This is a genomic window from Pseudomonas sp. URIL14HWK12:I5, assembly GCF_900176445.1.
GTDB lineage: Bacteria > Pseudomonadota > Gammaproteobacteria > Pseudomonadales > Pseudomonadaceae > Aquipseudomonas > Aquipseudomonas monteilii.
Genome location: NZ_FWXQ01000001.1, coordinates 401528 through 424154, shown reverse-complemented (window position 1 = coordinate 424154; position 22627 = coordinate 401528). Strand labels below are relative to the sequence as shown.

The 22627-nt window shown below is 64.0% G+C and carries 20 protein-coding genes; 7 read left to right on the top strand and 13 right to left on the bottom strand.

What is annotated here, in order from left to right:
• Nucleotides 1–120: 120 nt before the first annotated feature.
• Entirely contained in the window at nucleotides 121–1512 is a 1392-nt protein-coding gene (locus B9A31_RS02020) for an L-cystine transporter (RefSeq protein ID WP_016712541.1), read from the top strand.
• A gap of 36 nt (nucleotides 1513–1548) precedes the next feature.
• Here the strand turns inward: B9A31_RS02020 and B9A31_RS02015 are convergent, their stop codons facing one another.
• Nucleotides 1549–2064, bottom strand: a complete 516-nt coding sequence (locus tag B9A31_RS02015) for a dihydrofolate reductase (RefSeq protein ID WP_019097924.1) — start codon at nucleotides 2062–2064, stop codon at nucleotides 1549–1551.
• A gap of 54 nt (nucleotides 2065–2118) precedes the next feature.
• Between B9A31_RS02015 and B9A31_RS02010 the strand changes: the two genes are divergently transcribed.
• Together B9A31_RS02010 and B9A31_RS02005 are read left to right on the top strand one after the other, a co-directional pair.
• Nucleotides 2119–3510 (top strand): DUF2868 domain-containing protein, encoded by a 1392-nt coding sequence (locus B9A31_RS02010; RefSeq protein WP_033693759.1) that lies wholly within the window; start codon nucleotides 2119–2121, stop codon nucleotides 3508–3510.
• On the top strand, nucleotides 3503–4867 hold the full coding sequence (locus B9A31_RS02005) for a GTPase/DUF3482 domain-containing protein (RefSeq protein ID WP_019097926.1): 1365 nt from the start codon (nucleotides 3503–3505) through the stop codon (nucleotides 4865–4867). Before B9A31_RS02010 ends, B9A31_RS02005 begins: the two co-directional genes overlap by 8 nt.
• A gap of 124 nt (nucleotides 4868–4991) precedes the next feature.
• Here the strand turns inward: B9A31_RS02005 and B9A31_RS02000 are convergent, their stop codons facing one another.
• From B9A31_RS02000 to B9A31_RS01980, 5 genes are all read right to left on the bottom strand, one after another.
• A complete protein-coding gene (locus tag B9A31_RS02000; protein ID WP_019097927.1) occupies nucleotides 4992–6017 on the bottom strand; it encodes a putative 2-aminoethylphosphonate ABC transporter substrate-binding protein in 1026 nt (341 codons plus the stop codon).
• Nucleotides 6018–6035: 18 nt separating this feature from the next.
• Nucleotides 6036–7760, bottom strand: coding sequence for a putative 2-aminoethylphosphonate ABC transporter permease subunit (locus tag B9A31_RS01995; protein WP_019097928.1), 1725 nt, complete (start codon nucleotides 7758–7760; stop codon nucleotides 6036–6038).
• Nucleotide 7761: 1 nt separating this feature from the next.
• Nucleotides 7762–8820: a putative 2-aminoethylphosphonate ABC transporter ATP-binding protein gene (locus B9A31_RS01990; protein WP_016712547.1), complete on the bottom strand. Its 1059-nt coding sequence runs from the start codon at nucleotides 8818–8820 to the stop codon at nucleotides 7762–7764.
• Between the two features lie 118 nt (nucleotides 8821–8938).
• Nucleotides 8939–9808, bottom strand: a complete 870-nt coding sequence (locus tag B9A31_RS01985) for a LysR family transcriptional regulator (RefSeq protein ID WP_016712548.1) — start codon at nucleotides 9806–9808, stop codon at nucleotides 8939–8941.
• Nucleotides 9809–9817: 9 nt separating this feature from the next.
• On the bottom strand, nucleotides 9818–12031 hold the full coding sequence (locus B9A31_RS01980; protein ID WP_025752210.1) for a heavy metal translocating P-type ATPase: 2214 nt from the start codon (nucleotides 12029–12031) through the stop codon (nucleotides 9818–9820).
• A gap of 83 nt (nucleotides 12032–12114) precedes the next feature.
• On the opposite strand from B9A31_RS01980, the gene cadR reads away from it, so the two are divergent.
• A complete protein-coding gene (gene cadR, locus B9A31_RS01975) occupies nucleotides 12115–12558 on the top strand; it encodes a cadmium resistance transcriptional regulator CadR (RefSeq protein WP_015272183.1) in 444 nt (147 codons plus the stop codon).
• Between the two features lie 57 nt (nucleotides 12559–12615).
• On the opposite strand, the gene B9A31_RS01970 is transcribed toward cadR, so the two are convergent.
• Genes B9A31_RS01970 through B9A31_RS01960 form a run of 3 tightly spaced genes read right to left on the bottom strand, consistent with a single transcriptional unit; the run spans nucleotide 12616 to nucleotide 15244 of the window.
• Nucleotides 12616–13587, bottom strand: a complete 972-nt coding sequence (locus B9A31_RS01970; RefSeq protein WP_016712551.1) for a thymidylate synthase — start codon at nucleotides 13585–13587, stop codon at nucleotides 12616–12618.
• Nucleotides 13588–13635: 48 nt separating this feature from the next.
• Nucleotides 13636–14445, bottom strand: a complete 810-nt coding sequence (lgt, locus tag B9A31_RS01965; protein WP_019097932.1) for a prolipoprotein diacylglyceryl transferase — start codon at nucleotides 14443–14445, stop codon at nucleotides 13636–13638.
• Between the two features lie 16 nt (nucleotides 14446–14461).
• Entirely contained in the window at nucleotides 14462–15244 is a 783-nt protein-coding gene (locus tag B9A31_RS01960) for a sulfite exporter TauE/SafE family protein (RefSeq protein WP_019097933.1), read from the bottom strand.
• Nucleotides 15245–15373: 129 nt separating this feature from the next.
• Between B9A31_RS01960 and B9A31_RS01955 the strand changes: the two genes are divergently transcribed.
• A complete protein-coding gene (locus B9A31_RS01955) occupies nucleotides 15374–16120 on the top strand; it encodes an NRDE family protein (RefSeq protein WP_084296621.1) in 747 nt (248 codons plus the stop codon).
• A gap of 51 nt (nucleotides 16121–16171) precedes the next feature.
• Here B9A31_RS01955 and ptsP read toward each other — a convergent pair whose 3' ends face one another.
• Complete coding sequence (gene ptsP, locus B9A31_RS01950; protein WP_016712555.1) at nucleotides 16172–18451, bottom strand: phosphoenolpyruvate--protein phosphotransferase; 2280 nt, start codon at nucleotides 18449–18451, stop codon at nucleotides 16172–16174.
• Nucleotides 18452–18473: 22 nt separating this feature from the next.
• Nucleotides 18474–18953 (bottom strand): RNA pyrophosphohydrolase, encoded by a 480-nt coding sequence (locus tag B9A31_RS01945; RefSeq protein ID WP_003249017.1) that lies wholly within the window; start codon nucleotides 18951–18953, stop codon nucleotides 18474–18476.
• A 141-nt stretch (nucleotides 18954–19094) separates the two neighbouring features.
• On the opposite strand from B9A31_RS01945, the gene B9A31_RS01940 reads away from it, so the two are divergent.
• Nucleotides 19095–19751, top strand: a complete 657-nt coding sequence (locus B9A31_RS01940; protein ID WP_016712556.1) for a histidinol-phosphatase — start codon at nucleotides 19095–19097, stop codon at nucleotides 19749–19751.
• A 39-nt stretch (nucleotides 19752–19790) separates the two neighbouring features.
• Here the strand turns inward: B9A31_RS01940 and B9A31_RS01935 are convergent, their stop codons facing one another.
• Both B9A31_RS01935 and ilvA read right to left on the bottom strand, forming a co-directional pair.
• Nucleotides 19791–20216: a DUF2269 domain-containing protein gene (locus B9A31_RS01935; RefSeq protein WP_019097318.1), complete on the bottom strand. Its 426-nt coding sequence runs from the start codon at nucleotides 20214–20216 to the stop codon at nucleotides 19791–19793.
• 38 nt (nucleotides 20217–20254) lie between these two features.
• Nucleotides 20255–21769 carry a threonine ammonia-lyase, biosynthetic gene (gene ilvA, locus B9A31_RS01930; protein WP_019097319.1) on the bottom strand — a complete coding sequence of 505 codons (1515 nt, stop codon included), beginning with the start codon at nucleotides 21767–21769 and terminating at the stop codon, nucleotides 20255–20257.
• A gap of 135 nt (nucleotides 21770–21904) precedes the next feature.
• Here ilvA and rpiA point away from each other — a divergent pair, with 135 nt between their 5' ends.
• Entirely contained in the window at nucleotides 21905–22579 is a 675-nt protein-coding gene (gene rpiA, locus B9A31_RS01925; protein WP_016712559.1) for a ribose-5-phosphate isomerase RpiA, read from the top strand.
• Nucleotides 22580–22627 lie beyond the last annotated feature (48 nt).

Genomic DNA, 22627 nt, shown 5'->3' with positions numbered 1-22627 from the left:
ATAAACGACTATGCACATTCCATTTGGATATAAATTCGTTTGTTTTCAGCCTGTTAGCATTTCCGTTCGCAATCGCTCACAGAGGCGATGCTTCCTTTGCTTTTTTTCGCTGGAGCTTCAATGAACCTGCCGCTGTCCCTTAACCTGCTGGCGTTCCTGGCCCTGTTGCTGGGCCTGGCACAAACCCGCCGTACCGACTGGAGCCTGGCCAAGAAGGTGCTGCTGGGCCTGGTGCTGGGTGTGCTCTTCGGCCTGGCCCTGCACACGATCTACGGCGCGGGCCACCCGGTGCTCAAGGCCACCATCGCCTGGCTCGACCTGGTCGGCAACGGCTATGTCGGCCTGTTGCAGATGATCGTCATGCCGCTGATCTTCGCCTCGATTCTCAGCGCCGTGGCACGCCTGCACAATGCCTCTTCGCTGGGCCGCATCAGCGTGCTGAGCATCGGCACCCTGCTGCTGACCACCGCCATTGCCGCGCTGATCGGCATCGTGCTGACCAACCTGTTCGGCCTCAGCGCCGAAGGCCTGGTGGCCGGCGCCCAGGAAAGCGCACGCATGCAGGTTATCCACAGCGACTATGCCGGCAAGGTCGCCGACCTCAACATCCCGCAGCTGCTGCTCTCGTTCATCCCCAGCAACCCGGTGGGTGACCTGGCGCGGGCCAAGCCGACTTCGATCATCAGCGTGGTGATCTTTGCCGTGTTCATCGGCTTGGCGGCCTTGCAGCTGATCAAGGACGATGCCGAGAAAGGCGAACGTGCCCTGTCGGCCATCGACACCCTGCAAGCCTGGGTGATGCGCCTGGTGCGCGTGGTGATGAAACTGACCCCGTATGGCGTGCTGGCGTTGATGACCAAGGTAGTGGCCAGCTCGAACATGGAAGACATCCTCAAGCTGGGCAGCTTCGTGGTGGTGTCGTACCTGGGCCTGGCGCTGATGTTCGTGGTGCACGGTATCATCCTCGCCGCCACTGGCGTGAGCCCGCTGCGCTTCTTCCGCAAGGTGTGGCCGGTGCTGACCTTCGCCTTCACCAGCCGCTCCAGCGCCGCCAGCATTCCGCTGAACATCGAGGCGCAAACCCGCCGCCTGGGCGTGCCGCAGTCGATTGCCAGCTTCAGCGCATCATTCGGCACCACCATTGGCCAGAACGGCTGTGCCGGCCTTTACCCCGCCATGCTGGCGGTGATGGTTGCACCGGCAGTGGGCATCGATACCTTCGACCCGCTGTGGATCGCCACCCTGGTGGCCATCGTCACGTTGAGCTCGGCAGGGGTTGCCGGTGTAGGCGGTGGTGCCACCTTTGCCGCGCTGATCGTGCTGCCGGCCATGGGCTTGCCGGTGGAGCTGGTGGCATTGCTGATTTCGGTGGAGCCGCTGATCGACATGGGGCGCACGGCGTTGAACGTGAACGGTTCGATGACGGCGGGCGTGGTCACCAGCCAACTGCTGAAAGAGACTGACAAAGCTGTGCTGGCGGGCGATGAGCATGCCGAATTGAGCCATACTTGACGCGTCACCCAGGGCTGCTATGCAGCCCCGGCAATCTCAAACCCTGTCCCAGACCTCGAAGTGATAGGCAGGCTTACCTTCTTCAGCCTGCGCCTCACTCGACGCCAGCTTCCACTGCCCCTCATCAAACGCCGGGAACCACGCGTCCCCTTCCGGTGCCATTTCCACCCGCGTCAGGTACATCCGGCTGACCAGCCCTTGCTCCAGCGCCTGCCCATACAGCTGCGCCCCGCCAATCAGCATCAGCTCATCAACGCCTTGCTCACGCGCCCACTGCTCGGCCCGCACCAGCGCCCCCTCAAGGGAAGCGAACACCTCGGCGCCTGCCAGCTCAAGCCCCGGCTGGCGGCTGACGACGATGTTCAACCGCCCGGGCAGTGGCCGCCCCAGCGAGTCCCAGGTCTTGCGCCCCATGATGATCGGCTTGCCCAGGGTGGTGGCCTTGAAGTATTTGAAATCCCCCGGCAAATGCCAGGGCATGGAGTTGTCGATGCCGATCACGCGGTTTTCAGCGTATGCCGCGATCAGGCTGAGGGGGAGTGATGTATTCATGCCAGCGAGGATAGCACCGGGCGTGTGGGTTATGCTTCTGCCCTGACCTGTGCAATGGAAGACCTTGTGACTGCACCCACTTCACTGGACAAGCGCTGGCTCACCGAAGCGGTACGCCTGCGTGAAGAACATGCCGGCCCTCTGGAAGACCAGGAGGCCAACCGCCGCGCCCGCCAACTGGGCGGCGACCTGGCGGCCCGTATCGAAACCCGTGCGCTGTGCCTGGCCGAACGCGACGGCATGACTGTCGCCTTGCACCACTGGAAGCAGGGGGCGCGCCTGGCGCTGCTGGCCTTGTTGCTGCTGGCCGTGCTCAGCGGCGCCGGCATGGCACTGGCCGCCCTGGGCGATGGGCAACGGCCGGTCAACGTATTCTGGGCCTTGGGCAGCCTGCTCGGGCTGAACCTGCTGATGCTGCTGGGCTGGGCCGTCGGCCTTGCCATCAGTGGCGAGCACGGCGCGGGGCTGGGCCGCCTGTGGCTATGGCTTAGCGAACGCTTTGCCCGCGATGCCAAAGCCGCGCACTTGGCACCTGCGCTGCTAGTGCTGCTGCAACGCCAGCGGCTCAACCGCTGGTTGCTCGGCCTGCTGGTACACGGCCTGTGGCTGCTGGCGATGCTCACCGCGCTGGGCATGCTGCTGGCCTTGCTGGCGACCCGGCGCTATGGCTTCGTCTGGGAAACCACGCTGCTTGCCGCCGACCCGTTCATCCACCTGACCCAGGCCCTGGGCGCCCTGCCCTCGTTGCTGGGCTTTGCCATACCCGACGAGGCCATGATCCGCGCCAGCGGCGACACCTTGCCCGCGCTGGACCTGGCCCGCCAGGCCTGGGCCAGCTGGCTGCTCGGCGTAGTGCTGGTGTATGGCCTGCTGCCGCGCTTGCTGCTGGCCGCGTTATGCCTGTGGCGCTGGCGCCAGGGCCGCGAGCGCCTGACGCTGGACCTTAGCCTGCCCGGCTACGCGCACCTGCGAGATGCGCTGATGCCCCGCAGCGAGCGCATCGGCGTGCAGGACGCGGCCCCCGAGGCCTTGCCACAGTTTGCCGCCGGCCAGCTGGAAAGCGGCAGCAGCGGTGCCCTGCTGGTCGGCCTGGAACTGGACGACCAGCGCCCTTGGCCGCCCGCCCTGCCCAAAAACGTGATCGATGCCGGTGTGCTCGATAGCCGCGAATCGCGCAACCGCCTGCTTGAACAACTTGGCCGCTTCCCGCCCGCACGCCTGGCCATCGCCTGCGACCCACGGCGTTCACCCGACCGCGGCAGCCTGGCACTGCTCGCCGAACTGGCGCGCAATGCCGGTGCGACCCGAATCTGGCTACTACAGGCCGCGCCTGGTCAGGCCCTCGATGCCCAGCGCCTGGGTGACTGGCACGAAGCCCTCGACCGCCTTGGCCTGGCGCATGCCGACACCTCGCCATTGACCTGGCTGGAGCATGGCCATGACTGAGCCGCTGAAACTGGCCGTGGTCGGCCACACCAACGTCGGCAAGACCTCGCTGCTGCGCACCCTCACCCGTGACGTCGGCTTTGGCGAAGTCTCCCACCGCCCCAGCACCACCCGCCATGTGGAAGGTGCGCGCTTGTCGGTGGACGGCGAACCCTTGCTGGAGCTGTACGACACACCGGGCCTGGAAGATGCCATCGCCTTGCTCGACTACCTCGAACGCCTGGAGCGCCCGGGCGAGCGCCTGGACGGCCCGGCCCGCCTGGAGCGCTTTCTTCAGGGCAGCGAAGCACGCCAGCGTTTCGAGCAGGAGGCCAAGGTGCTGCGCCAGCTGCTGGCCAGCAATGCCGGCCTGTACGTGATCGATGCGCGTGAGCCGGTGTTGGCCAAATACCGCGACGAGCTGGAAGTGCTGGCCAGCTGCGGCAAGCCGTTGCTGCCGGTGCTCAACTTCGTCGCCAGCCACCAGCACCGCGAGCCGCAATGGCGTGAAGCCCTTGCGCGGCTTGGGCTTCACGCGTTGGTGCGGTTCGACAGCGTGGCCCCGCCCGAGGATGGCGAGCGGCGTTTGTACGAGAGCCTGGCCCTGTTGCTGGAAGACGCTCGCCCTGCCCTGCAGCGGCTGATCGACGACCAGCAGGCACAGCGCCTGGCGCGCCAGCACAGCGGCAAGCGCCTGATCGCCGAGCTGCTGCTGGACTGCGCCGCCTGCCGGCGCAGTGTCGAGGCTGAGCCGGCGGCCGAAGCCAGGGCCATCGAAGCGCTACGCCGGGACATACGTCAGCGGGAGCAGCGCTGCGTCGAGGCACTGCTCAAACTGTATGCCTTCCGCCGCGAAGACGCCCATGCGAGCGACCTGCCATTGCTGGATGGCCGGTGGGGTGACGACCTGTTCAACCCCGAAACCCTGAAGCTGCTGGGCGTACGCCTGGGCAGCGGTGTGGCAGCCGGGGCGGCCGCCGGTGCCGGGGTTGATTTGCTGGTTGGCGGCCTTACCCTCGGTGCAGCGGCCTTGGCAGGTGCAATTGCCGGTGGTGCGCTGCAGACGGCACGCAACTATGGTTCGCGGTTGATGAGCAAGCTAAAGGGCAAACGCGAGTTGACCGTGGACGACACGGTATTGCGCTTGCTGGCCTTGCGTCAGCAGCAGTTGATGGTTGCGCTGGACAACCGCGGGCATGCGGCGCAGGACAGCATCAGGCTGGGTGAGCTGGATGAAAAGGCCTGGCGTGAAGGCAAGTTGCCAGAGGCGCTGGTAAAGGCGCGGGCACATCCGCAGTGGTCGACGCTCAATCCAGGGTCGAAGCTGAATCAGGCTGAGCGGCAGGAACAGCTAGAGGCGTTGGTTTCTCAGTTTTGAGTAAACAGGCCTGGCCTCTTCGCGGGTTACCCGCTCCCACAGGGATAGCGCAAAGCCCAGTTCCTGCGCAGTACGTGTGGGAGCGGGTTTACCCGCGAAGAGGCCAGAGCTGCAAAGCGAAAGGTTACTGCTGGGCCACCTTCTCCGACTTACCGTCATAGCGCTTGCGCCATTCAGCCAGAATCTGGTCGCGGTTCTGCGAGGCCCAGGCAAAGTCGTTCTTGATCAGGCGCTGTTCATAGTCCGCTGGCAACTCGGTCTGCGGCTTGGCAATGCCCGGCGCCGCCAGCACGGCGAAGTTCTCCTTGTACAACTCCATGGCTGCGGGGCTTGCCGAAAAATCGGCCAGACGCTTGGCCGCGTCCGCCTTGGGCGAGCCCTTGATCACCGCAGTCGCCTCGATCTCCCAACCCAGGCCTTCCTTCGGCAGCACGATGTCCAGCGGCGCGCCCTGGCGCTTGAGCTGCACGGCCGGGTATTCGAACGAGATACCGATCGGGAACTCGCCCGCCGCCGCCAGCTTGCATGGCTTGGAGCCGGAGTGAACGTACTGCCCGATGTTCTGGTGCAGCGCATCCATGTAGGCCCAGCCCTGCGGCTCACCGAAGGTCTGCAACCAGGCGCTGACATCAAGGAAACCCGTGCCAGACGAGGCCGGGTTAGGCATCACGATCTTGCCCTTGTACTCCGGCTTGGTCAGGTCTTGCCAGCTCACCGGTTTGCTCAGGCCCTGCTTCTCGGCCTCGATGGTGTTGAAGCAGATGGTCGCGGCCCACACGTCCATGCCCACCCAGGCCGGTGGGTTTGCGGCATCGCGGTAGTTGGCGGCGATCTTGCCCAGGTCTTTCGGCGCGTAGGCTTCCAGCATGCCGTTCTGGTCGAGAATGGCCAGGCTGGACGCCGCCAGGCCCCACACGGCGTCAGCTTGCGGGCGGTCCTTCTCGGCCAGCAGCTTGGCGGTGATGATGCCGGTGGAGTCGCGTACCCACTTGATCTCGATGTCCGGGTTGGCCTTTTCGAAGGCCTGCTTGTAGCTCTTCAGCTGTTCGGCTTCCAGGGCGGTGTAGACCGTCAGCTGGGTACCGGCGGCCAAGGCCTGCAGGCTGAACACGGCAGAAACGGCAGCGGCAAGTGCAAGGTGCTTGTACATGGGTAGGTTCCTTACAGGTCAGACGGTCGCGGCGCGTTGGCGCCAGGCTTGGGAGCGGCGCAGCAGGCCGCGTGAGGCTGCGGCCAGCAGCAGTGAAGCGCCGGCACTGGTCAGCAGAATCAGGGTGGACATGGCAGCAGCACCGCCCACGTTGCCGGCGTCGTCCATGTTCAGCACGGCAACGGCGGCCAGAATGGTATCGGGGCTGTACAGGAAGATCGCCGCCGACACGGTGGTCATGGCCGAGACGAACAGGTAGCGGATGATGTCCAGCAGTGCCGGCAGGCAGATCGGCACAGTCACCCGCAGGAAGTGCTTGTACAACGGTGCCTTCAGCGACAGCGCGGCGGCCTCGAACTCGCCGTCGAGCTGGCGCAGTGCCGTGGTTGCGGTCATCTGCGCGGTGGTCAGGTAGTGAGCAATGGTGCACACCACCAGCAGCCCCATGCCGCCATACAACACATGCAGCGGGTTGCCGTTTAGGTTGAAGAAGAAGACGTAGCCCAGGCCCAGTACCAGGCCTGGCACGGCCATGGGAATGAAACTGAGCAGGCGCAGCATCTGGTTAAGCAGGCGCTGGCCCTGGCTTTTCTCCATCAGGTAGGCACCGGTGAAGATCACGATGCTGCCGATCAGCGCGGTGCCAAAGGCCATGGTCACGCTGTTGCGATAAGCCAGCCAGCCGCCACCGGCGGTGTCTTCGAACATGTAATGGCGCAGCGACAACGACAGGTTGTACGGCCAGAAGGTGACCAGCGAGGAATACACCGCCATGCCGATCACCAGCAGCAACGCCGCGCACACCAGCAACACGATGGCCAGGAAGCAGGCATCTCGGCTGCGCGATGGCTTGGGCTCGAACACCTGGGCACGGCCGCTCATGGCTTCGCCCTGGCGCCGACGCAGCCAGGCATCGACCGTGAAGCTGAACAGCGCCGGCAGCAGCAGGACCATGCCGATCAACGCGCCACGGCCGAACTGTTGCTGGCCCACCACCGCCTTGTAGGCCTCCAGTGCCAGTACCTGATAGTCACCACCGACCACGACCGGTACACCGAAGTCGGTGATGGTCAGGGTGAACACAAGGCAGAACGCCGCGAATACCGCTTGCCGCGTGGCTGGCCAGGTGATGCTGGTAAATGCCCGGCACGGGCCGGCGCCCATGCTGGAGGCCGCATCGAACAGCCGGGCATCGGCCAACGACAGCGCCGACAGCAGGATCATCAGCGCATGCGGGAAGGTGTAGATCGCCTCGCCCAGCACGATGCCCCAGAAACCGTAGATGTTGTCGCTGAGCAACCCGCGCAGCAGCCCCTGGTTACCGAACAGGTAGACCAGCGCGATGGCCGGCAGCATCGACGGCGCCAGCAGCGGCAGCAGGGAAATCCCCCGCCATACGCCCTTGGCCGGGATCCGCGTGCGTTGCAGCGCATAGGCGAACAGGTACGCCAGCGGCACCACGATGGCCGCCACGGTGAAAGCCACCGACAGGCTGTTGCCCAGCAACCAATGGAAATTGTCGCTGGCGAACAGTTCGCGGGCTGCCAGCAGGCCGCCACCCTGGCCCGCGTCAGCGCTGAAGCCACGCCAGAAGATCGCCAGCAGTGGCATCAGCACGGCCAGCACCAGAAGGATCAGCAGCAGGCTCTTGCCGCCGACGACGAACAACCGGTCACCCAGGGCGATGCCAGCTCGCGGCATGGGGTTGGCCTGGGTCAGCGGCAGGGACATTGGCGCGGCCATCTCAGGCAAACACCTGCAGGCTCTGCGGCGGCAGGGCCACCCAAATGTCCTGCGAGCCCAGGCGCGGCATGGCTTCGGGGGCCAGTTCAGCCAGCAGGGCATGGCCAGGCAGGGCTTTGAGTTCGAAGCTCATGCGGCAGCGGTTACCCAGGAACGTAATCTCGCGGACCATGGCCGGGAACAGGTTTTCCTCGTGCACCACCGGGTTGACCGTGATTGCCTCCGGGCGGCAGAACAACCGGCCGCTGCTGGCCTGGGCCGAGCCCGGCGCCAGACGCATGCTCATGGCGCCGACCTGGGCATGGCTGTCACCGTTGCGCTGGAAAGGCAGCCAGTTGCCCTGGCCAACGAACTCGGCGACGAACGGTGTGGCCGGCTGGTCGTAGATTTCCTGTGGGGTGGCGTACTGCTCAACCTGGCCGTTGTTCATCACCGCAATACGGTCCGCCATCAGCATGGCCTCGTCTTGATTGTGAGTGACCATCAAGGTGGTAATGCCCAGCTGGCGTTGCAGCTGGCGCAGTTCGGTGCACAGGTGCTCGCGCACCCGTGCGTCCAGCGCCGACATGGGCTCATCGAGCAGCAACAGGGAGGGTGACGGCGCCAGCGCACGGGCCAGGGCCACACGTTGCTGCTGGCCACCGGAGAGCTGGCCGGGGTATTTCTTCTCGCTGCCAGAAAGGCCTACCAGTTCAAGCATTTCAGCCACCCGCTGGCGGGCCTGCTCGCGGCCACTGCCGGCCAGGCCGTAGGCAATGTTGGCCTCGACGGTGAGGTTGGGGAACAGCGCGTAGGACTGGAACAGGATGCCGTAGTCACGGGCCTGGGGCGGCAGCTCGGAGATATCGCGTTCACCGATGTACAACGTGCCACGGTCCTGGCGCTCCAGGCCGGCAATGCAGCGCAGCAGCGTGGTCTTGCCACAGCCGGACGGGCCGAGCAGGCACACCAGCTCGCCGGCGGCGATGTCCAGCGAGACATCGTTGAGCGCCGTAAAGGCACCGAAGCGCTTGTGAATGTTGCGCACTTTCATCTGTGCGCCGGGGGTGGCGTGGTTCATGGCAGGGCCTCATCGAAGAGATGGGGGCCATGCTAGGCAGGCTGTGCGAAGGTTCTGTGGCTTTAAGGCAAAAGCAAGTGATAGTGGTATTGGCAGATTTTGTATTGCCCAAACAAATCTAGAAGTGTGAGCCCGCCACTTCCTGCGCCACCCCAAGGAAGGCAGCCGGCAACCGCGCCTGGCGCCGCTCCTTCAGGCAATACAAATACTCATGCATCACCGGCGCATCTTCCAGCGCCAGCACCCGCAATTCAGGGTTATGCGGCACCTCATGCCGGGCAATCACGCTGATACCGATATTGCGCAGCACCGCTTCGCGGATCGACTCGCGGCTGCCGATTTCCAGCAAAGCCCCGGCCTTCACCCCGGCCTCCTGCAGCATCTGCTCGGTCAGCTTGCGCGTGGTCGAGCCCTTCTCGCGCATCAACAGGCAGTGCCCGGCCACAACGTCGATCGACACCGCCTGCCGCTGGGCCAACGGGTGGTTGCGATGCACCGCCACCACCAGCGGATCAGTCCCCAGCACCCGCCGCACCAGCCGGGCATCTTCCACCAGCTGTGACGAAGCGGCGATGTCCACCCGGTAGTCTTCAAGCATTTCCAGCACCTGCTGCGAGTTGCCAATTTCCACCGCCACTTCCACCTGCGGCAAGCGCTCGCGATAGATCTTCACCAAGTCGAGAATGTAGTAAGGCGCCGTGGCGGCAATACGCAGGCTGCCCTGGGCCTGGCCACTGTTGCGCAGCTCGAACTCGATATCGGCCTCTTGCTGCAGCAGCGCCTTGACCATCGGCAGCAGGCGCACGCCCTCTTCACTCAACACCAGGCGCCGCCCGCCACGGTAGAACAGCTCGACCGCGTACTGGCTTTCCAGGTTGCGGATCTGCGTGGTCACCGTGGGCTGGCTGAGCCCGAGCTTTTTCGCCGCCAAAGTGATGCTGCCCAAGCGGGCCACCATGTAGAAGGCTTTCAGCTCCGAACTCAGCATGCACGTCCTCTATTTGCGCAGCAGGCGCAAGCCGTTGAACACCACCAGCAGGCTCACGCCCATGTCGGCGAACACCGCCATCCACATGGTGGCCATGCCGGCAAAGGTGATCGCCAGGAATACTGCCTTGATGCCCAACGCCAGAACGATGTTCTGCATGAGGATCGCCGCACTTTGGCGCGACAGCCTGACGAAGGCCGGGATTTTGCGCAAGTCATCGTCCATCAGCGCTACATCGGCAGTCTCGATGGCGGTGTCGGTGCCAGCCGCCGCCATGGCAAAGCCGATTTCGGCACGGGCCAGGGCCGGGGCGTCGTTGATACCGTCACCCACCATGCCCACCCGATGGCCTTGGGCGTACAGGGCTTCGATGGTTTTCAGCTTGTCGCCCGGCAGCAGGTTGCCCTCAGCACGGTCGATACCCACCACGGCGGCGATGGCCTGCGCGGTATGCGGATTGTCGCCGGTCAGCATGACAGTCTTGATACCCAGCTCATGCAGTTCCGCGATGGCCTGGCGGCTGCTGTCCTTGACCGTATCGGCCACCGCGAACAGCGCCAGCGGGCCAGAGCGGTCGAGCAGTAAAACCACTGTCTTGCCCTGGCGCTCCAGCGCATCCAGCTGGGCTTCCAGCGCAGGCGAGCACAGCCCCAGTTCCTCGACCAGGCGGTGGTTGCCCAAGTGGTAGATCTCACCGGCAATGGTGCCACGCACGCCGCGACCGGCCAGGGCAGCGAAGTCATCCACCTCGCTCAAGGCCAGGTCTTGCTCCTTGCCGAACTGGGCAATTGCGCGGGAGACCGGGTGGTCTGAACGCTCACCCAGGCTGGCTGCCAGGGCTTGTGCGCGGCCTTCGAACAGCGGCTCCAGCACCTTGGCGTCGGTTTGCACCGGTTTGCCGTGGGTAATGGTGCCGGTCTTGTCCAGGGCCAGGAAGTCCAGGTGGCGACCGCCCTCCAGGTAAACACCGCCCTTGATCAGGATGCCTTTGCGCGCCGCAGCGGCCAGGCCGCTGACGATGGTCACCGGGGTCGAGATCACCAGGGCGCACGGGCACGCGACCACCAGCAGCACCAGGGCGCGGTAGATCCAGTCGAACCACGCACCGGCCATGAACAGCGGCGGAATCACCGCCACGGCCAAGGCGATGGCAAACACCACCGGGGTGTAGATGCGCGAGAAGCGGTCGACGAAGCGTTGGGTCGGCGCCCGCGCGCCTTGCGCTTCCTCGACGGCCTTGATGATCCGCGCCAGGGTCGATTGCCCGGCAACAGCGGTAACACGAAACTCCAGCGCCCCTGCCTGGTTGATCGTGCCGGCGAACAGCTTGTCGCCCACTGCCTTCTCTACAGGCAGGCTTTCGCCGGTAATCGGCGCCTGATCGACGCTGGATTGGCCGCTGATCACCTCACCGTCCAGGCCAATGCGTTCGCCGGGGCGTACCCGCACCAGGGCACCGATGGCCACTTCCCGCACCTCCACTTCCCGCCACTGGCCATCGGCCTGTCGCACGGTGGCCATGTCCGGGGTGAGCTGCATCAGGCCGCCAATGGCATTGCGCGCACGGTCCAGCGAGCGGGCTTCGATCAGCTCGGCGACGGTGAACAACACCATCACCATGGCCGCTTCCGGCCACTGGCCGATCAGCACCGCGCCAGTCACGGCAATGCTCATCAGCGCGTTGATGTTGAGGTTGCGGTTCTTCAGGGCAATCCAGCCCTTCTTGTAGGTACCCAGGCCACAGCCGAGGATCGCTGCCAACGCCAGCGCCGCCACCACCCACTCCGGGGCCAGCGCGGCAAAGTGCACGATTTCGGCGGCAATCGCGGCAATACCGGACAGCGCTAGCGGCCACCAGCGGGTCTTGGCCACTTGTGGTGCACTGGCGGTGCCATCGTCTTCGGCGCCAAGCGGCTCGGCTTTCATGCCCAAGCTGTCGATGGCCTGCTCGATTTCAGCAGTGCCACCCAGGGTGTGGCGCACGCCAAGCACACGGTTGATCAGGTTGAATTCCAGCTGCTCGATCCCGGCCAGCTTGCCCAGCTTGTCCTGGATCAGGGTCTGCTCGGTAGGGCAGTCCATGGCCTCGATGCGGAAACGGCTGAACTGGGCGTGGCTGCTGGCCTTTTCGCTCAGCTGGACCAAGGCTGGGGCAGCAGCGCTGCCACAGCAGCTGTGGGCGTGGTGATCGTGTTTGTGTTCGTGGCTGACAGGCTGGTTCATGGGGTTATCCTTAAATTGAGCCTGTTGCCAATGGAACACCCTGTAGCCACTATAGGGTCAAGCCATTTGCTGGAGATTTCGTGATGAAGATCGGAGAGCTGGCCAAAGCCACCGACTGCGCCGTGGAAACCATACGCTACTACGAGCGTGAACAGCTGCTGCCGGAGCCGGCGCGCAGCGACGGCAACTACCGGCTGTACACCCAGGCCCACGTCGAGCGGCTCACCTTCATCCGCAACTGCCGCACCCTGGACATGACCCTGGATGAAATCCGCAGCCTGCTACGCCTGCGCGACAGCCCCGATGATTCGTGCGGCAGCGTCAATGCGCTGATCGACGAGCATATCGAGCATGTGCAGGCACGGATCGATGGCTTGGTGGCGTTGCAGGAACAGCTGGTGGAGCTGCGGCGGCGCTGCAATGCGCAAGGGGCGGAATGCGCGATCTTGCAGCAACTGGAGACGAACGGGGCAGTATCGGTGCCGGAAACCGAGCATTCGCATGTGGGGCGAAGTCACGGGCATTAAGCCGAAAGCATTCGCGGGCACGCCCGCGAATAGGCCAGTTCAGGTAATGGAGATCTGTCAGACCGCCATCGGCGCCGTCATCGGCGCATGGTGCTCATACCCTTCCAGCCAGAAGTCACTCGGCTCAATCTTCTCCAGCCACTCCGGCTCATACTTGCCGGTCTCGGCAAACGCCGGCACGCGATCACTGATCACCAGCTTCGGCGCCTCCAGCGGCTCGCGCTTGAGCTGCTCATTCAGCATGTCCAGGTGGTTTTCATACACATGGGCATCGCCAATGAAGTAGGTGAACCAACGCGGGGTATACCCGGTCAGGCGGCCGAACAGCGACAGCAGCGCCGCGCCTTCGGTGAGGTTGAACGGCGTGCCCAGGCCCAGGTCGTTGGAGCGGATGTAAAGGGTCAGGGAGATTTCCTTGGTCTCTACATTCGGGTGGAACTGGTACAGCAGGTGGCACGGCGGCAGGGCCATTTCGTCCAGCTGCGCGCAGTTCCAGCCGTGGAACAGAATACGGCGGCTGCCCGGGTCGTTGGCGATGGTGTCCAGGCACTGGCGCACCTGGTCGATGGCCTTGTACAGGATGACGAACGCGACGCCGCCCTCTTCGTCCTGAGCGATGCGACGGAAGCCTGCCTTTTCGGCCATTTCGATGGCCGCCGGGTTGCTCAGCGGGATGCGCTTGTAGCCCGGCCACTGGCGCCATTGCACGCCGTAGATTTCGCCCAGGTCGTCATGGCCCTGGCGGAACGGGTTCGCCAGCCACTGGGCGTTCTCGTTGGCGTTCTGGTCCCAGACCTTGCAGCCCAGCTCACGGAATTCACCGGCGTTCTTCACGCCACGCAGAAAGCCGACCATTTCGCCGATCGCCGACTTGAACGCCAGCTTGCGCGTGGTGATGGCCGGGAAGCCCTTCTGCAGGTCGAAGCGCAGCATGGCGCCCGGCAGGCTGATGGTACGGATGCCGGTGCGATTGCCTTGCAACGTACCGTTCTCGATGACTTCACGGACCAGATCTAGATACTGTTTCATGACTTTCCTGTAACAAGAACGGCAGGGGGATCACCCCTGCCGTGAAAATCATACGGCTGGTTTTGCCGTAGGTTTGCGGTTGTAGGCCAGCCAGATCAAGAAGATGCCGCCGACAATCATCGGCACGCAAAGCAACTGACCCATGGTCAACCAGCCGAAGGCAATGTAGCCAAGCTGGGCATCAGGCACTCGGACAAACTCCACGATAAAGCGGAAAATGCCGTAGAACAGCGCGAACATGCCGGAAACGGCCATGGTCGGGCGCGGCTTGCGAGAGTACAACCAGAGAATCACGAATAATGCCACACCTTCCAGGGCAAACTGGTACAGCTGCGACGGATGACGGGGCAACTGGGCCGGGTCGCTGAACGGCGGGAAAACCATCGCCCACGGCACGTCGGTCGCCTTGCCCCACAGTTCGGCGTTGATGAAGTTACCGATACGCCCGGCGCCCAGGCCGATCGGCACCAGTGGGGCGACGAAATCCATCAGTTCGAAGAACGACTTGTTGTTGCGCTTGCCGAACCACAAGGCCGCCAGCATCACGCCAATGAAGCCGCCGTGGAACGACATGCCGCCCTTCCACACCTCGAAGATCAGCGTCGGGTTGGCCAGGTACTGGTGCAGGTCATAGAACAGCACATAGCCCAACCGCCCACCGACGATCACCCCCATCGAAAGCCAGAACACCAGGTCGGACAGTTTCTCCCGCGACCAGGTAGGGTCGAAGCGGTTCAGCCGACGCGAGGCCAACAGCCAGGCGCCGCCGATGCCGATCAGGTACATCAGGCCGTACCAGTGGATTTTCAGCGGCCCGAGGGCCACGGCCACGGGGTCTATCTGCGGGTAAGGCAGCATGGAACTTCCTCTCGATTCAAATCAAAAAGCTGAGGCCGACACAGAACAGCAGTGCTGCGAACAGGCGTTTCAACAAACGGGGCGACAGCTTGTGCGCCAGGCGCGCGCCGAAGCGGGCGAAAAACATGCTGGTCACGGCAATGCCGACCAGCGCCGGCAGGTACACGTAGCCCAGGCTATGGGGTGGCAGGTGCTCTTCGTGCCAGCCCAGCAGCATGAAACTCAGGGCACTGGCCACGGCAATCGGCAGGCCACAGGCCGAGGACGTGGCCACTGCCTGCTGCATGGGCAGGCTGCGCCAGGTCAGGAACGGCACGGTCAGCGAACCGCCGCCAATGCCGAAAATGGCCGAGGCCCAGCCAATCACCCCGCCCGCGCCGATCAACGCGGGTTTGCCGGGGATGCCACGGCTGGCCCTGGGCTTGAGGTCCAGGGCCATCTGCGCGGCGATGACCAGGGCGAACACGCCGATGATCTTCTGCAGCAGCGGGCCCTGGATCAGCGAGGCCGTCTTGGCACCGATGCCGGCGCCAATGAGGATGCCGAGGGTCATCCAGGCGAAGATCGGCCATTGCACGGCCCCTTTGCGCTGGTGTTCGAGCACGGCGTTGATCGAGGTAAAGACGATGGTGGCCAGCGACGTGCCGACGGCCAGGTGGGTCAGCACCGAGGCATCGAAGCCCTGCAAGGTGAAGCTGAACACCAGCACCGGCACGATGATGATGCCGCCGCCCACGCCAAACAGCCCGGCCAGCACACCGGCACAGGCGCCCAACAGCAGATAGAGCACGAATTCCATTCGGCTTCCCCAGCAAAACAATCCGGCATGGTAACGGAAGCCGGGCTCAGGGCTCTAGTGAACTCTGTGACAGGATGGATCCGCCCCGCAGCTGTGGGTACAGTGGCATAAAACACAGAGGCCCAACCGATGTGCCTGATCGTATTCGCCTGGCGGCCGGGGCATGCCCTGCCGCTGATCGTCGCGGCCAACCGCGACGAGTTCTATGCCCGCCCCACCCAGGCCCTGGCGGCCTGGGAGGACGCCCCCGGCGTGCATGCCGGCCGCGACCTGGAGGCCGGTGGCACTTGGCTGGGCGTGGGGCCGCAGGGGCGCTTTGCCGCGTTGACCAATATCCGTGACCCGGGTCAGGCGGTGGGGCCGCGCTCACGGGGCGAGCTGGTGGCGGCATATCTGAAAGATGAGTTGGGGGTCGAGGCTTACCTGGACCAGGTGGCCAGCCACAGTGGGCAGTATTCGGGGTTCAACCTGCTGGTGGGTGATGGGCAGCATCTGGGTTACCTGCATGCGCGAGATGCCACGCCGCGCCTGCTGGAGGCGGGGGTTTACGGGCTTTCCAACGCCGGGCTGGACACACCTTGGCCGAAGTTGGTGAAGGCGCGCAGTGGGCTGGAAGGGTTGCTGGAAACGCCGGAACCGCAGCGGTTGCTGGCGTTGCTGGCAGATAACGAGCCTGCGGCGGATGGTGATCTACCTGAGACTGGCGTTGGGGTGGCGACCGAGAAACTACTGTCGAGTGTGTTTATTGCCAGCCAGAACTACGGGACGCGGGCGAGTACGGTGCTGATTGTGGATGATCAGGGCAGAAGGCAGCTGATTGAGCGCAGCTTCGGGCCCTTTGGTGGACACCTCGGGGAAGTTGAGTTCGCGGTTTGAGGGCCATGGGGCTGTTGCGCCGCGAAAGGGCCGCAAAGCGGCCCAAACAAATCAAAGGGTTTTATTGGCCCCAGGCCCAATCATCCGCGCCAACCCAAGGTTCTTCAGCGCCAACTGCAGCGAACTGTGGATAACCTGCGGGTTGTCATGGCTCAAGGCTTCAGCCAACAGCTCCTTGGCCTTACCCAGGTTCACCTGGCGCAGCATCCACTTCACTTTCGGCAAGTTGGTGGCGTTCATCGACAAACTGTCGAAACCCATGGCCATCAACAGGATCGCCGCTGCCGGGTCACCGGCCATCTCACCGCAGATGCTCACCGGCTTGCCTTCGCCATGGGCGTCGCGCACTACCGTGTTCAACGCTTGTAGCACCGCCGGGTGCAGGTAGTCGTAAAGGTCGGCAACCCGTGGGTTGTTGCGGTCCACCGCCAGCAGGTACTGGGTCAGGTCGTTGGAACCCACCGACAGGAAGTCCACCTGCCGCGCCAGTTCCTTGGTCTGATACACCGCCGCTGGAATTTCCACCATCACGCCCACTGGCGGCATTGGCACGTCGGTGCCTTCGTCACGCACCTCACCCCAGGCGCGGTGTATCAGGTGCAGGGCTTCTTCCAACTCGTGGATGCCGGAAATCATCGGCAGCAGGATGCGCAGGTTGTTCAGGCCCTCGCTGGCCTTGAGCATGGCGCGGGTCTGCACCAGGAAGATTTCCGGGTGGTCGAGGGTGACGCGGATGCCACGCCACCCGAGGAAGGGGTTTTCTTCCTTGATCGGGAAGTACGAGAGCGCCTTGTCACCGCCGATGTCCAGGGTGCGCATGGTCACCGGCAGCGGGTGGAACGCCGCCAGCTGCTCGCGGTAGATGGCCAGCTGCTCCTTCTCGCTGGGGAAGCGCTGGTTGATCATGAACGGCACTTCGGTGCGGTACAAACCAACCCCTTCGGCCCCACGCTGCTGGGCGCGGGCCACGTCGGCCAGCAAGCCGGTGTTGACCCACAGCGGCATGCGGTGGCCGTCCGGGGTGACGCAGGGCAGTTCGCGCAGGGCGTCCAGGCCCTGGGCCAGCTGGCGTTCTTCCTCGACCACATCGCTGTACTGCTTACGCAGCACTTCGCTCGGGTTGGTAAAGACTTCACCCTTGTAGCCATCGACGATCAGCTCGATGCCGTCGACCTTGGAATACGGCAGGTCGACCAGGCCCATCACCGTGGGGATGCCCATGGCGCGAGCCAGGATAGCAACGTGCGAGTTGCCCGAGCCCAGCACCGAGACCAGGCCAGCCAGTTTGCCTTCCGGCACTTCGCCAAGCATGGCCGGGGTCAGCTCTTCACTGACCAGGATGGTGTTGTCGGCGTAAACCAGCGACTGCGAACGGGCTTCCTGCAGGTAGGCCAGCAGGCGCCGGCCCAAGTCTTTGACGTCGGAAGCGCGCTCGCGCAGGTAGTCATCGTCCATCAGCTCGAAGCGGTTGACGTGCTCACCCACCACCTGGCGCAGGGCACCCTGGGCCCACTGGCCGGTCTTGATGACTTCGGTTACCTCACCGCCCAAAGCCGCGTCTTCGAGCATCATCAGGTATACGTCGAACAACGCGCGCTCTTCCGGGCGCAGCTGGGTGGCCAGCTTGGCCGACAGCTTGCGCATGTCGTCGCGCACGCCTTCAAGAGCGTTCTGGAACAGCTTGAGTTCGGCATCGATGTCATCGACGGTCTTGTCCGGCACCACTTCCAGGTCGGCGGGTGGCAGCATCACCACCGCGCGGCCCACGGCGGCACCAGGCGAGCCTGGCACACCGACGAAGCGGGCTTCCTGGATGCCCTTGCCCTGGCGGCCCAGGCCACGGATCGAACCGGTGGCCTCGGCGTGGGCGATAACCCCGGCAAGCTGGGCACTCATGGTGACGAGGAAGGCTTCTTCGCCCTCGTCGAACTGGCGCCGCTCCTTCTGCTGGATGACCAACACCCCGACCACGCGGCGGTGGTGGATGATCGGCGCACCGAGGAAGGAGGCGAATTTTTCTTCACCGGTTTCGGCGAAGTAACGGTAACGCGGGTGGTCGGCGGCGTTTTCCAGGTTCAGCGGCTCTTCCCGGGTACCGACCAGGCCGACCAGGCCTTCGTTGGGGGCCATGCTGACCTTGCCGATGGAGCGCTTGTTCAGGCCTTCGGTAGCCATCAGCACGAAGCGGTTGGTTTCCGGGTCGAGCAGGTAGACCGAGCAGACCTGGCTGCCCATGGCTTCCTTGACGCGCAAGACAATGATCCCCAACGCCGACTTGAGATCTTTGGCGGAGTTTACTTCCTGGACGATCTTGCGCAGCGTATTGAGCATGGCTCGGGGTCGAACTCCGTCGTCAGTCGCGCGTCAGCAGACGCGGTGCTAGCTCTTTCAGGGCGCGCCGGTACACCTCGCGCTTGAATGTCACAACCTGGCCCAGCGGGTACCAATAGCTCACCCAGCGCCAGCCGTCGAATTCCGGCTTGCCGGTCAGGTCCATCCGCACCCGCTGTTCGTTGCTGACCAGGCGCAGCAGGAACCACTTCTGCTTCTGGCCGATGCACAGCGGCTGGCTGTGGGTACGGACCAATCGCTGGGGTAAACGATAACGCAACCAGCCGCGGGTGCAGGCAAGAATTTCCACATCATCGCGTTCAAGGCCAACTTCTTCGTTCAGCTCGCGGTACAGGGCATCTTCCGGCGTCTCGTCAGGGTTTATACCACCCTGGGGGAACTGCCAGGCATCCTGGTTGATCCGTCGAGCCCATAGCACCTGCCCGGCATCATTCGTGAGAATGATCCCGACATTGGGGCGAAAACCATCCGGGTCGATCACGGCAGCAACCTCGCAAACGCATGTCACCGCATTGTTCCACAAAGCTTGCGAGCGCAGCAACGCGCCCGCCAAGCTTATGTGCAGCAGCGTGAAAACTCCGTATTCTGCGGGCCTACCCTGAGGCTGATACGAGTGACCGCGATGCGCCTGGCTTTATTCGACCTGGACAATACCCTCCTCGGTGGCGACAGCGACCATGCCTGGGGTGACTACCTGTGCCAGCGCGGCATCCTTGACCCGGTTGCCTACAAGCAGCGCAACGATGGCTTCTACCAGGACTACCTCAACGGCACCCTGGACCTGCAGGCCTACCTGGCCTTCTCCATGGAAATCCTGGCGGCAACGCCCGCAGCCCAGCTGGACGAATGGCACCGCGACTTCATGCGCGACTGCATCGAGCCGATCATCCTCCCCAAGGCCCTGGCCTTGCTGCAGCAACACCGTGAGGCGGGCGACCAGCTGGTGATCATTACCGCTACCAACCGCTTCGTCACCGCACCGATTGCCCGGCGCCTTGGAGTGAAGGTGCTGTTGGCGACTGAATGCGAAAGGCATGAAGGCCGCTATACCGGGCGCAGTACCGATATACCGTGTTTCCGTGAAGGAAAGGTGACGCGGCTGCAGCGCTGGATGCTGGAGAACGGCTTTGATCTTGAGGACAGCTATTTCTATAGCGACTCGATGAATGATTTGCCGCTGTTGCAGCGGGTGACGCATGCGGTGGCGGTGGACCCGGACCCGAATCTTCGGGCCGAGGCTGAAAAGCGTGGATGGCCGGTGGTTTCGCTCAGGGCTTGAGATTGCCGGCGATGGGCTGCAAAGCAGCCCCAAATTCAATCAGACTGGCTTGGCGCCCATCAGCCCGGCAATGGACAGGAAGCAAACCCCACTGAACACCGCCAGCGCCAGGGTAAACCGCAACCCCACCACCTCGGCCTTGCGCAGCCGGTTCAGCCGCACCAGCAGCCACCACACGGCAAACGCGCCAACGGTATAGATGATGCTGGACGCCAGCACCCAGATCTGCCCAAGCGGCCAGCCCACGAGGTGCACCAGCCACCAGCCGGTAAATGGCATGCTCACCAGGCAAAGGCCCATGACCAGCCAGACGAACACCAGCGGTCGACGCAGCAGCTTGGCATAGGCCTCGGCATCGCCTCGCCTGCGGGCACGCACGGTCCAGATCGCCAGGCCCAGAGCCCCCAAAAGCAACAGGGCGGTAGCGATCATGTGCAGGGTCTTGAGGGTGGTCAGGTGTTCCATGTCTTCACATCCTTGAGCAATAAGCCAAGCTTAGCCGCTCAACCCAGGAACAGCTTGTACGCCGGGTTCTCGGTCTCGTCCCAGTAGGGGTAACCGATCTTGGCCAAGGCCGCCGGCACCAGGTGGCGCTCGTCCTCCGGCACCTGCAACCCCGCCACCACACGCCCGTCAGCCGCGCCATGGTTGCGGTAATGGAACATCGAGATGTTCCAGCGCCCGCCCAGCTTATTGAGGAAGTTGAACAGCGCTCCCGGTCGCTCGGGGAACTCGAAGCGCAGCACCATCTCATCGCTGGCACCGGCCGAATGGCCGCCGACCATGTGGCGGATATGCAGCTTGGCCAGTTCGTTGTCGGTCAAGTCGGTAACCGGGAAGCCCTGCTCGGTCAGGTGCTGCACCAGCGCCGCTCGCGGGTCATTTTCCGGATGGGTCTGCACGCCGACGAAGATGTGTGCCTCGTCAGAGGTGTGCTTGCGGTAGTTGAACTCGGTGATCTGGCGCTTGCCGATGGCCTCACAGAACGCCTTGAAACTGCCCGGGCGCTCGGGGATGGTCACGGCGATGATCGCCTCGCGCTTTTCACCCAGCTCTGCACGCTCGGCCACATGGCGCAGGCGGTCGAAGTTGACGTTGGCGCCGGAATCGATAGCCACCAGGGTCTGCCCGGTCACGCCGTACAGCTCGACATACTTCTTGATACCCGCAACGCCCAGAGCACCGGCAGGTTCGGTGATGGAGCGGGTATCGTCGTAGATATCCTTGATTGCCGCACAAATTTCGTCGGTGCTGACCGTCACCACCTCATCCACATGGTGACGGCAGATCTCGAAGGTGTGCTGGCCAATCTGGGCCACCGCCACACCGTCGGCGAACAACCCGACCTGCGGCAACACCACGCGCTCGCCGGCCGCCATCGCCGCCTGCAGGCAGTTGGAGTCGTCCGGCTCCACGCCGATCACCTTGATTTCGGGGCGCAGGTACTTCACGTAGGCAGCAATGCCGGCGATCAAGCCGCCGCCCCCCACAGGAACGAAGATCGCGTCCAACTGGCCAGGGTGCTGGCGCAGGATTTCCATGGCCACGGTGCCCTGCCCAGCGATGGTGTGCGGGTCATCGTAGGGGTGGACGTAGACAAAGCCCTTTTCATCCACCAGCTTCAACGAATAGGCCAGCGCCTCGGGGAACGAGTCGCCATGCAGCACCACCTTGCCACCGCGCGAACGCACGCCTTCGACCTTGATCTCAGGAGTAGTCTTGGGCATTACGATGGTGGCCTTGATGCCCATCTCGCGCGCAGCCAGGGCCAGGCCTTGGGCGTGGTTGCCAGCCGAGGCGGTAACCACGCCACGGGCCAGCTCTTCCGGGCTCAGCTGGGCCAGCTTGTTGTACGCCCCACGGATCTTGAACGAGAACACCGGCTGCAGGTCTTCACGCTTGAGCAGAATCTGGTTGCCCAGGCGCTTGCTCAGCTGCCCGGCGCTCTGCAACGGGGTTTCGACGGCAACGTCATAGACGCGCGAGGTGAGGATCTTCTTGACGTACTGTTCGAGCATCGGGAAAGCATCACTGGGCCGCGGGACAAGGGCTGGGAGTCTACCCCAGCGCTACGTCGGGCGACCACAGCAAAGCCGCCCAAGCCGTTATACTAAGCAACTTTGAAAACCGCCCTGCCCCTTTTCGGAGCCCGCATGACCCAGGACCAACTCAAACAGGCCGTCGCCCAGGCCGCTGTCGACTTCATTCTGCCCAAGCTGGATGAAAAGAGCGTTGTCGGCGTCGGCACCGGTTCGACCGCCAACTTCTTCATCGACGCCCTGGCTCAGCACAAGACCGCCTTCGACGGCGCAGTCGCCAGCTCCGAAGCCACCGCCCAGCGTCTGAAGGGCCATGGCATCCCGGTCTACGAGCTGAACAGCGTCAGCGAGCTGGAGTTCTACGTGGACGGCGCCGACGAAAGCGACGCGCACCTGAACTTGATCAAAGGCGGTGGCGCGGCCCTGACCCGGGAGAAAATCGTCGCGGCCGTGGCCAAGACCTTCATCTGCATCGCCGACGGCAGCAAGCTGGTGCCGGTGCTGGGCGCCTTCCCGCTGCCGGTCGAAGTGATCCCGATGGCCCGCAGCCACGTGGCGCGCCAGCTGGTGAAGCTGGGCGGCGACCCGGTGTATCGCGAAGGCGTTGTGACCGACAACGGCAACGTGATCCTCGACGTGCACAACCTGCAGATCACCAACCCGGCGGAGCTGGAAGCGCAGATCAACGCCATCGTAGGTGTGGTGACCAACGGCCTGTTCGCGGCGCGGCCAGCGGATTTGCTGCTGCTGGGTACCGCTGAAGGCGTGAAAACCCTGAAGGCCGAGTAATCGTCGGCGAGGGCTTTGCCCTCGATTCGCGGCACAAGGCCGCTCCTA

Excerpts from the sequence above, each read along its gene's own strand:
- B9A31_RS02020 (WP_016712541.1), top strand. The coding sequence starts at position 121 with ATGAACCTGCCGCTGTCCCTTAACCTGCTGGCGTTCCTGGCCCTGTTG.
- B9A31_RS02015 (WP_019097924.1), bottom strand. The coding sequence starts at position 2,064 with ATGAATACATCACTCCCCCTCAGCCTGATCGCGGCATACGCTGAAAAC.
- B9A31_RS02010 (WP_033693759.1), top strand. The coding sequence starts at position 2,119 with ATGGAAGACCTTGTGACTGCACCCACTTCACTGGACAAGCGCTGGCTC.
- B9A31_RS02005 (WP_019097926.1), top strand. The coding sequence starts at position 3,503 with ATGACTGAGCCGCTGAAACTGGCCGTGGTCGGCCACACCAACGTCGGC.
- B9A31_RS02000 (WP_019097927.1), bottom strand. The coding sequence starts at position 6,017 with ATGTACAAGCACCTTGCACTTGCCGCTGCCGTTTCTGCCGTGTTCAGC.
- B9A31_RS01995 (WP_019097928.1), bottom strand. The coding sequence starts at position 7,760 with ATGGCCGCGCCAATGTCCCTGCCGCTGACCCAGGCCAACCCCATGCCG.
- B9A31_RS01990 (WP_016712547.1), bottom strand. The coding sequence starts at position 8,820 with ATGAACCACGCCACCCCCGGCGCACAGATGAAAGTGCGCAACATTCAC.
- B9A31_RS01985 (WP_016712548.1), bottom strand. The coding sequence starts at position 9,808 with ATGCTGAGTTCGGAGCTGAAAGCCTTCTACATGGTGGCCCGCTTGGGC.
- B9A31_RS01980 (WP_025752210.1), bottom strand. The coding sequence starts at position 12,031 with ATGAACCAGCCTGTCAGCCACGAACACAAACACGATCACCACGCCCAC.
- cadR (WP_015272183.1), top strand. The coding sequence starts at position 12,115 with ATGAAGATCGGAGAGCTGGCCAAAGCCACCGACTGCGCCGTGGAAACC.
- B9A31_RS01970 (WP_016712551.1), bottom strand. The coding sequence starts at position 13,587 with ATGAAACAGTATCTAGATCTGGTCCGTGAAGTCATCGAGAACGGTACG.
- lgt (WP_019097932.1), bottom strand. The coding sequence starts at position 14,445 with ATGCTGCCTTACCCGCAGATAGACCCCGTGGCCGTGGCCCTCGGGCCG.
- B9A31_RS01960 (WP_019097933.1), bottom strand. The coding sequence starts at position 15,244 with ATGGAATTCGTGCTCTATCTGCTGTTGGGCGCCTGTGCCGGTGTGCTG.
- B9A31_RS01955 (WP_084296621.1), top strand. The coding sequence starts at position 15,374 with ATGTGCCTGATCGTATTCGCCTGGCGGCCGGGGCATGCCCTGCCGCTG.
- ptsP (WP_016712555.1), bottom strand. The coding sequence starts at position 18,451 with ATGCTCAATACGCTGCGCAAGATCGTCCAGGAAGTAAACTCCGCCAAA.
- B9A31_RS01940 (WP_016712556.1), top strand. The coding sequence starts at position 19,095 with ATGCGCCTGGCTTTATTCGACCTGGACAATACCCTCCTCGGTGGCGAC.
- B9A31_RS01935 (WP_019097318.1), bottom strand. The coding sequence starts at position 20,216 with ATGGAACACCTGACCACCCTCAAGACCCTGCACATGATCGCTACCGCC.
- ilvA (WP_019097319.1), bottom strand. The coding sequence starts at position 21,769 with ATGCTCGAACAGTACGTCAAGAAGATCCTCACCTCGCGCGTCTATGAC.
- rpiA (WP_016712559.1), top strand. The coding sequence starts at position 21,905 with ATGACCCAGGACCAACTCAAACAGGCCGTCGCCCAGGCCGCTGTCGAC.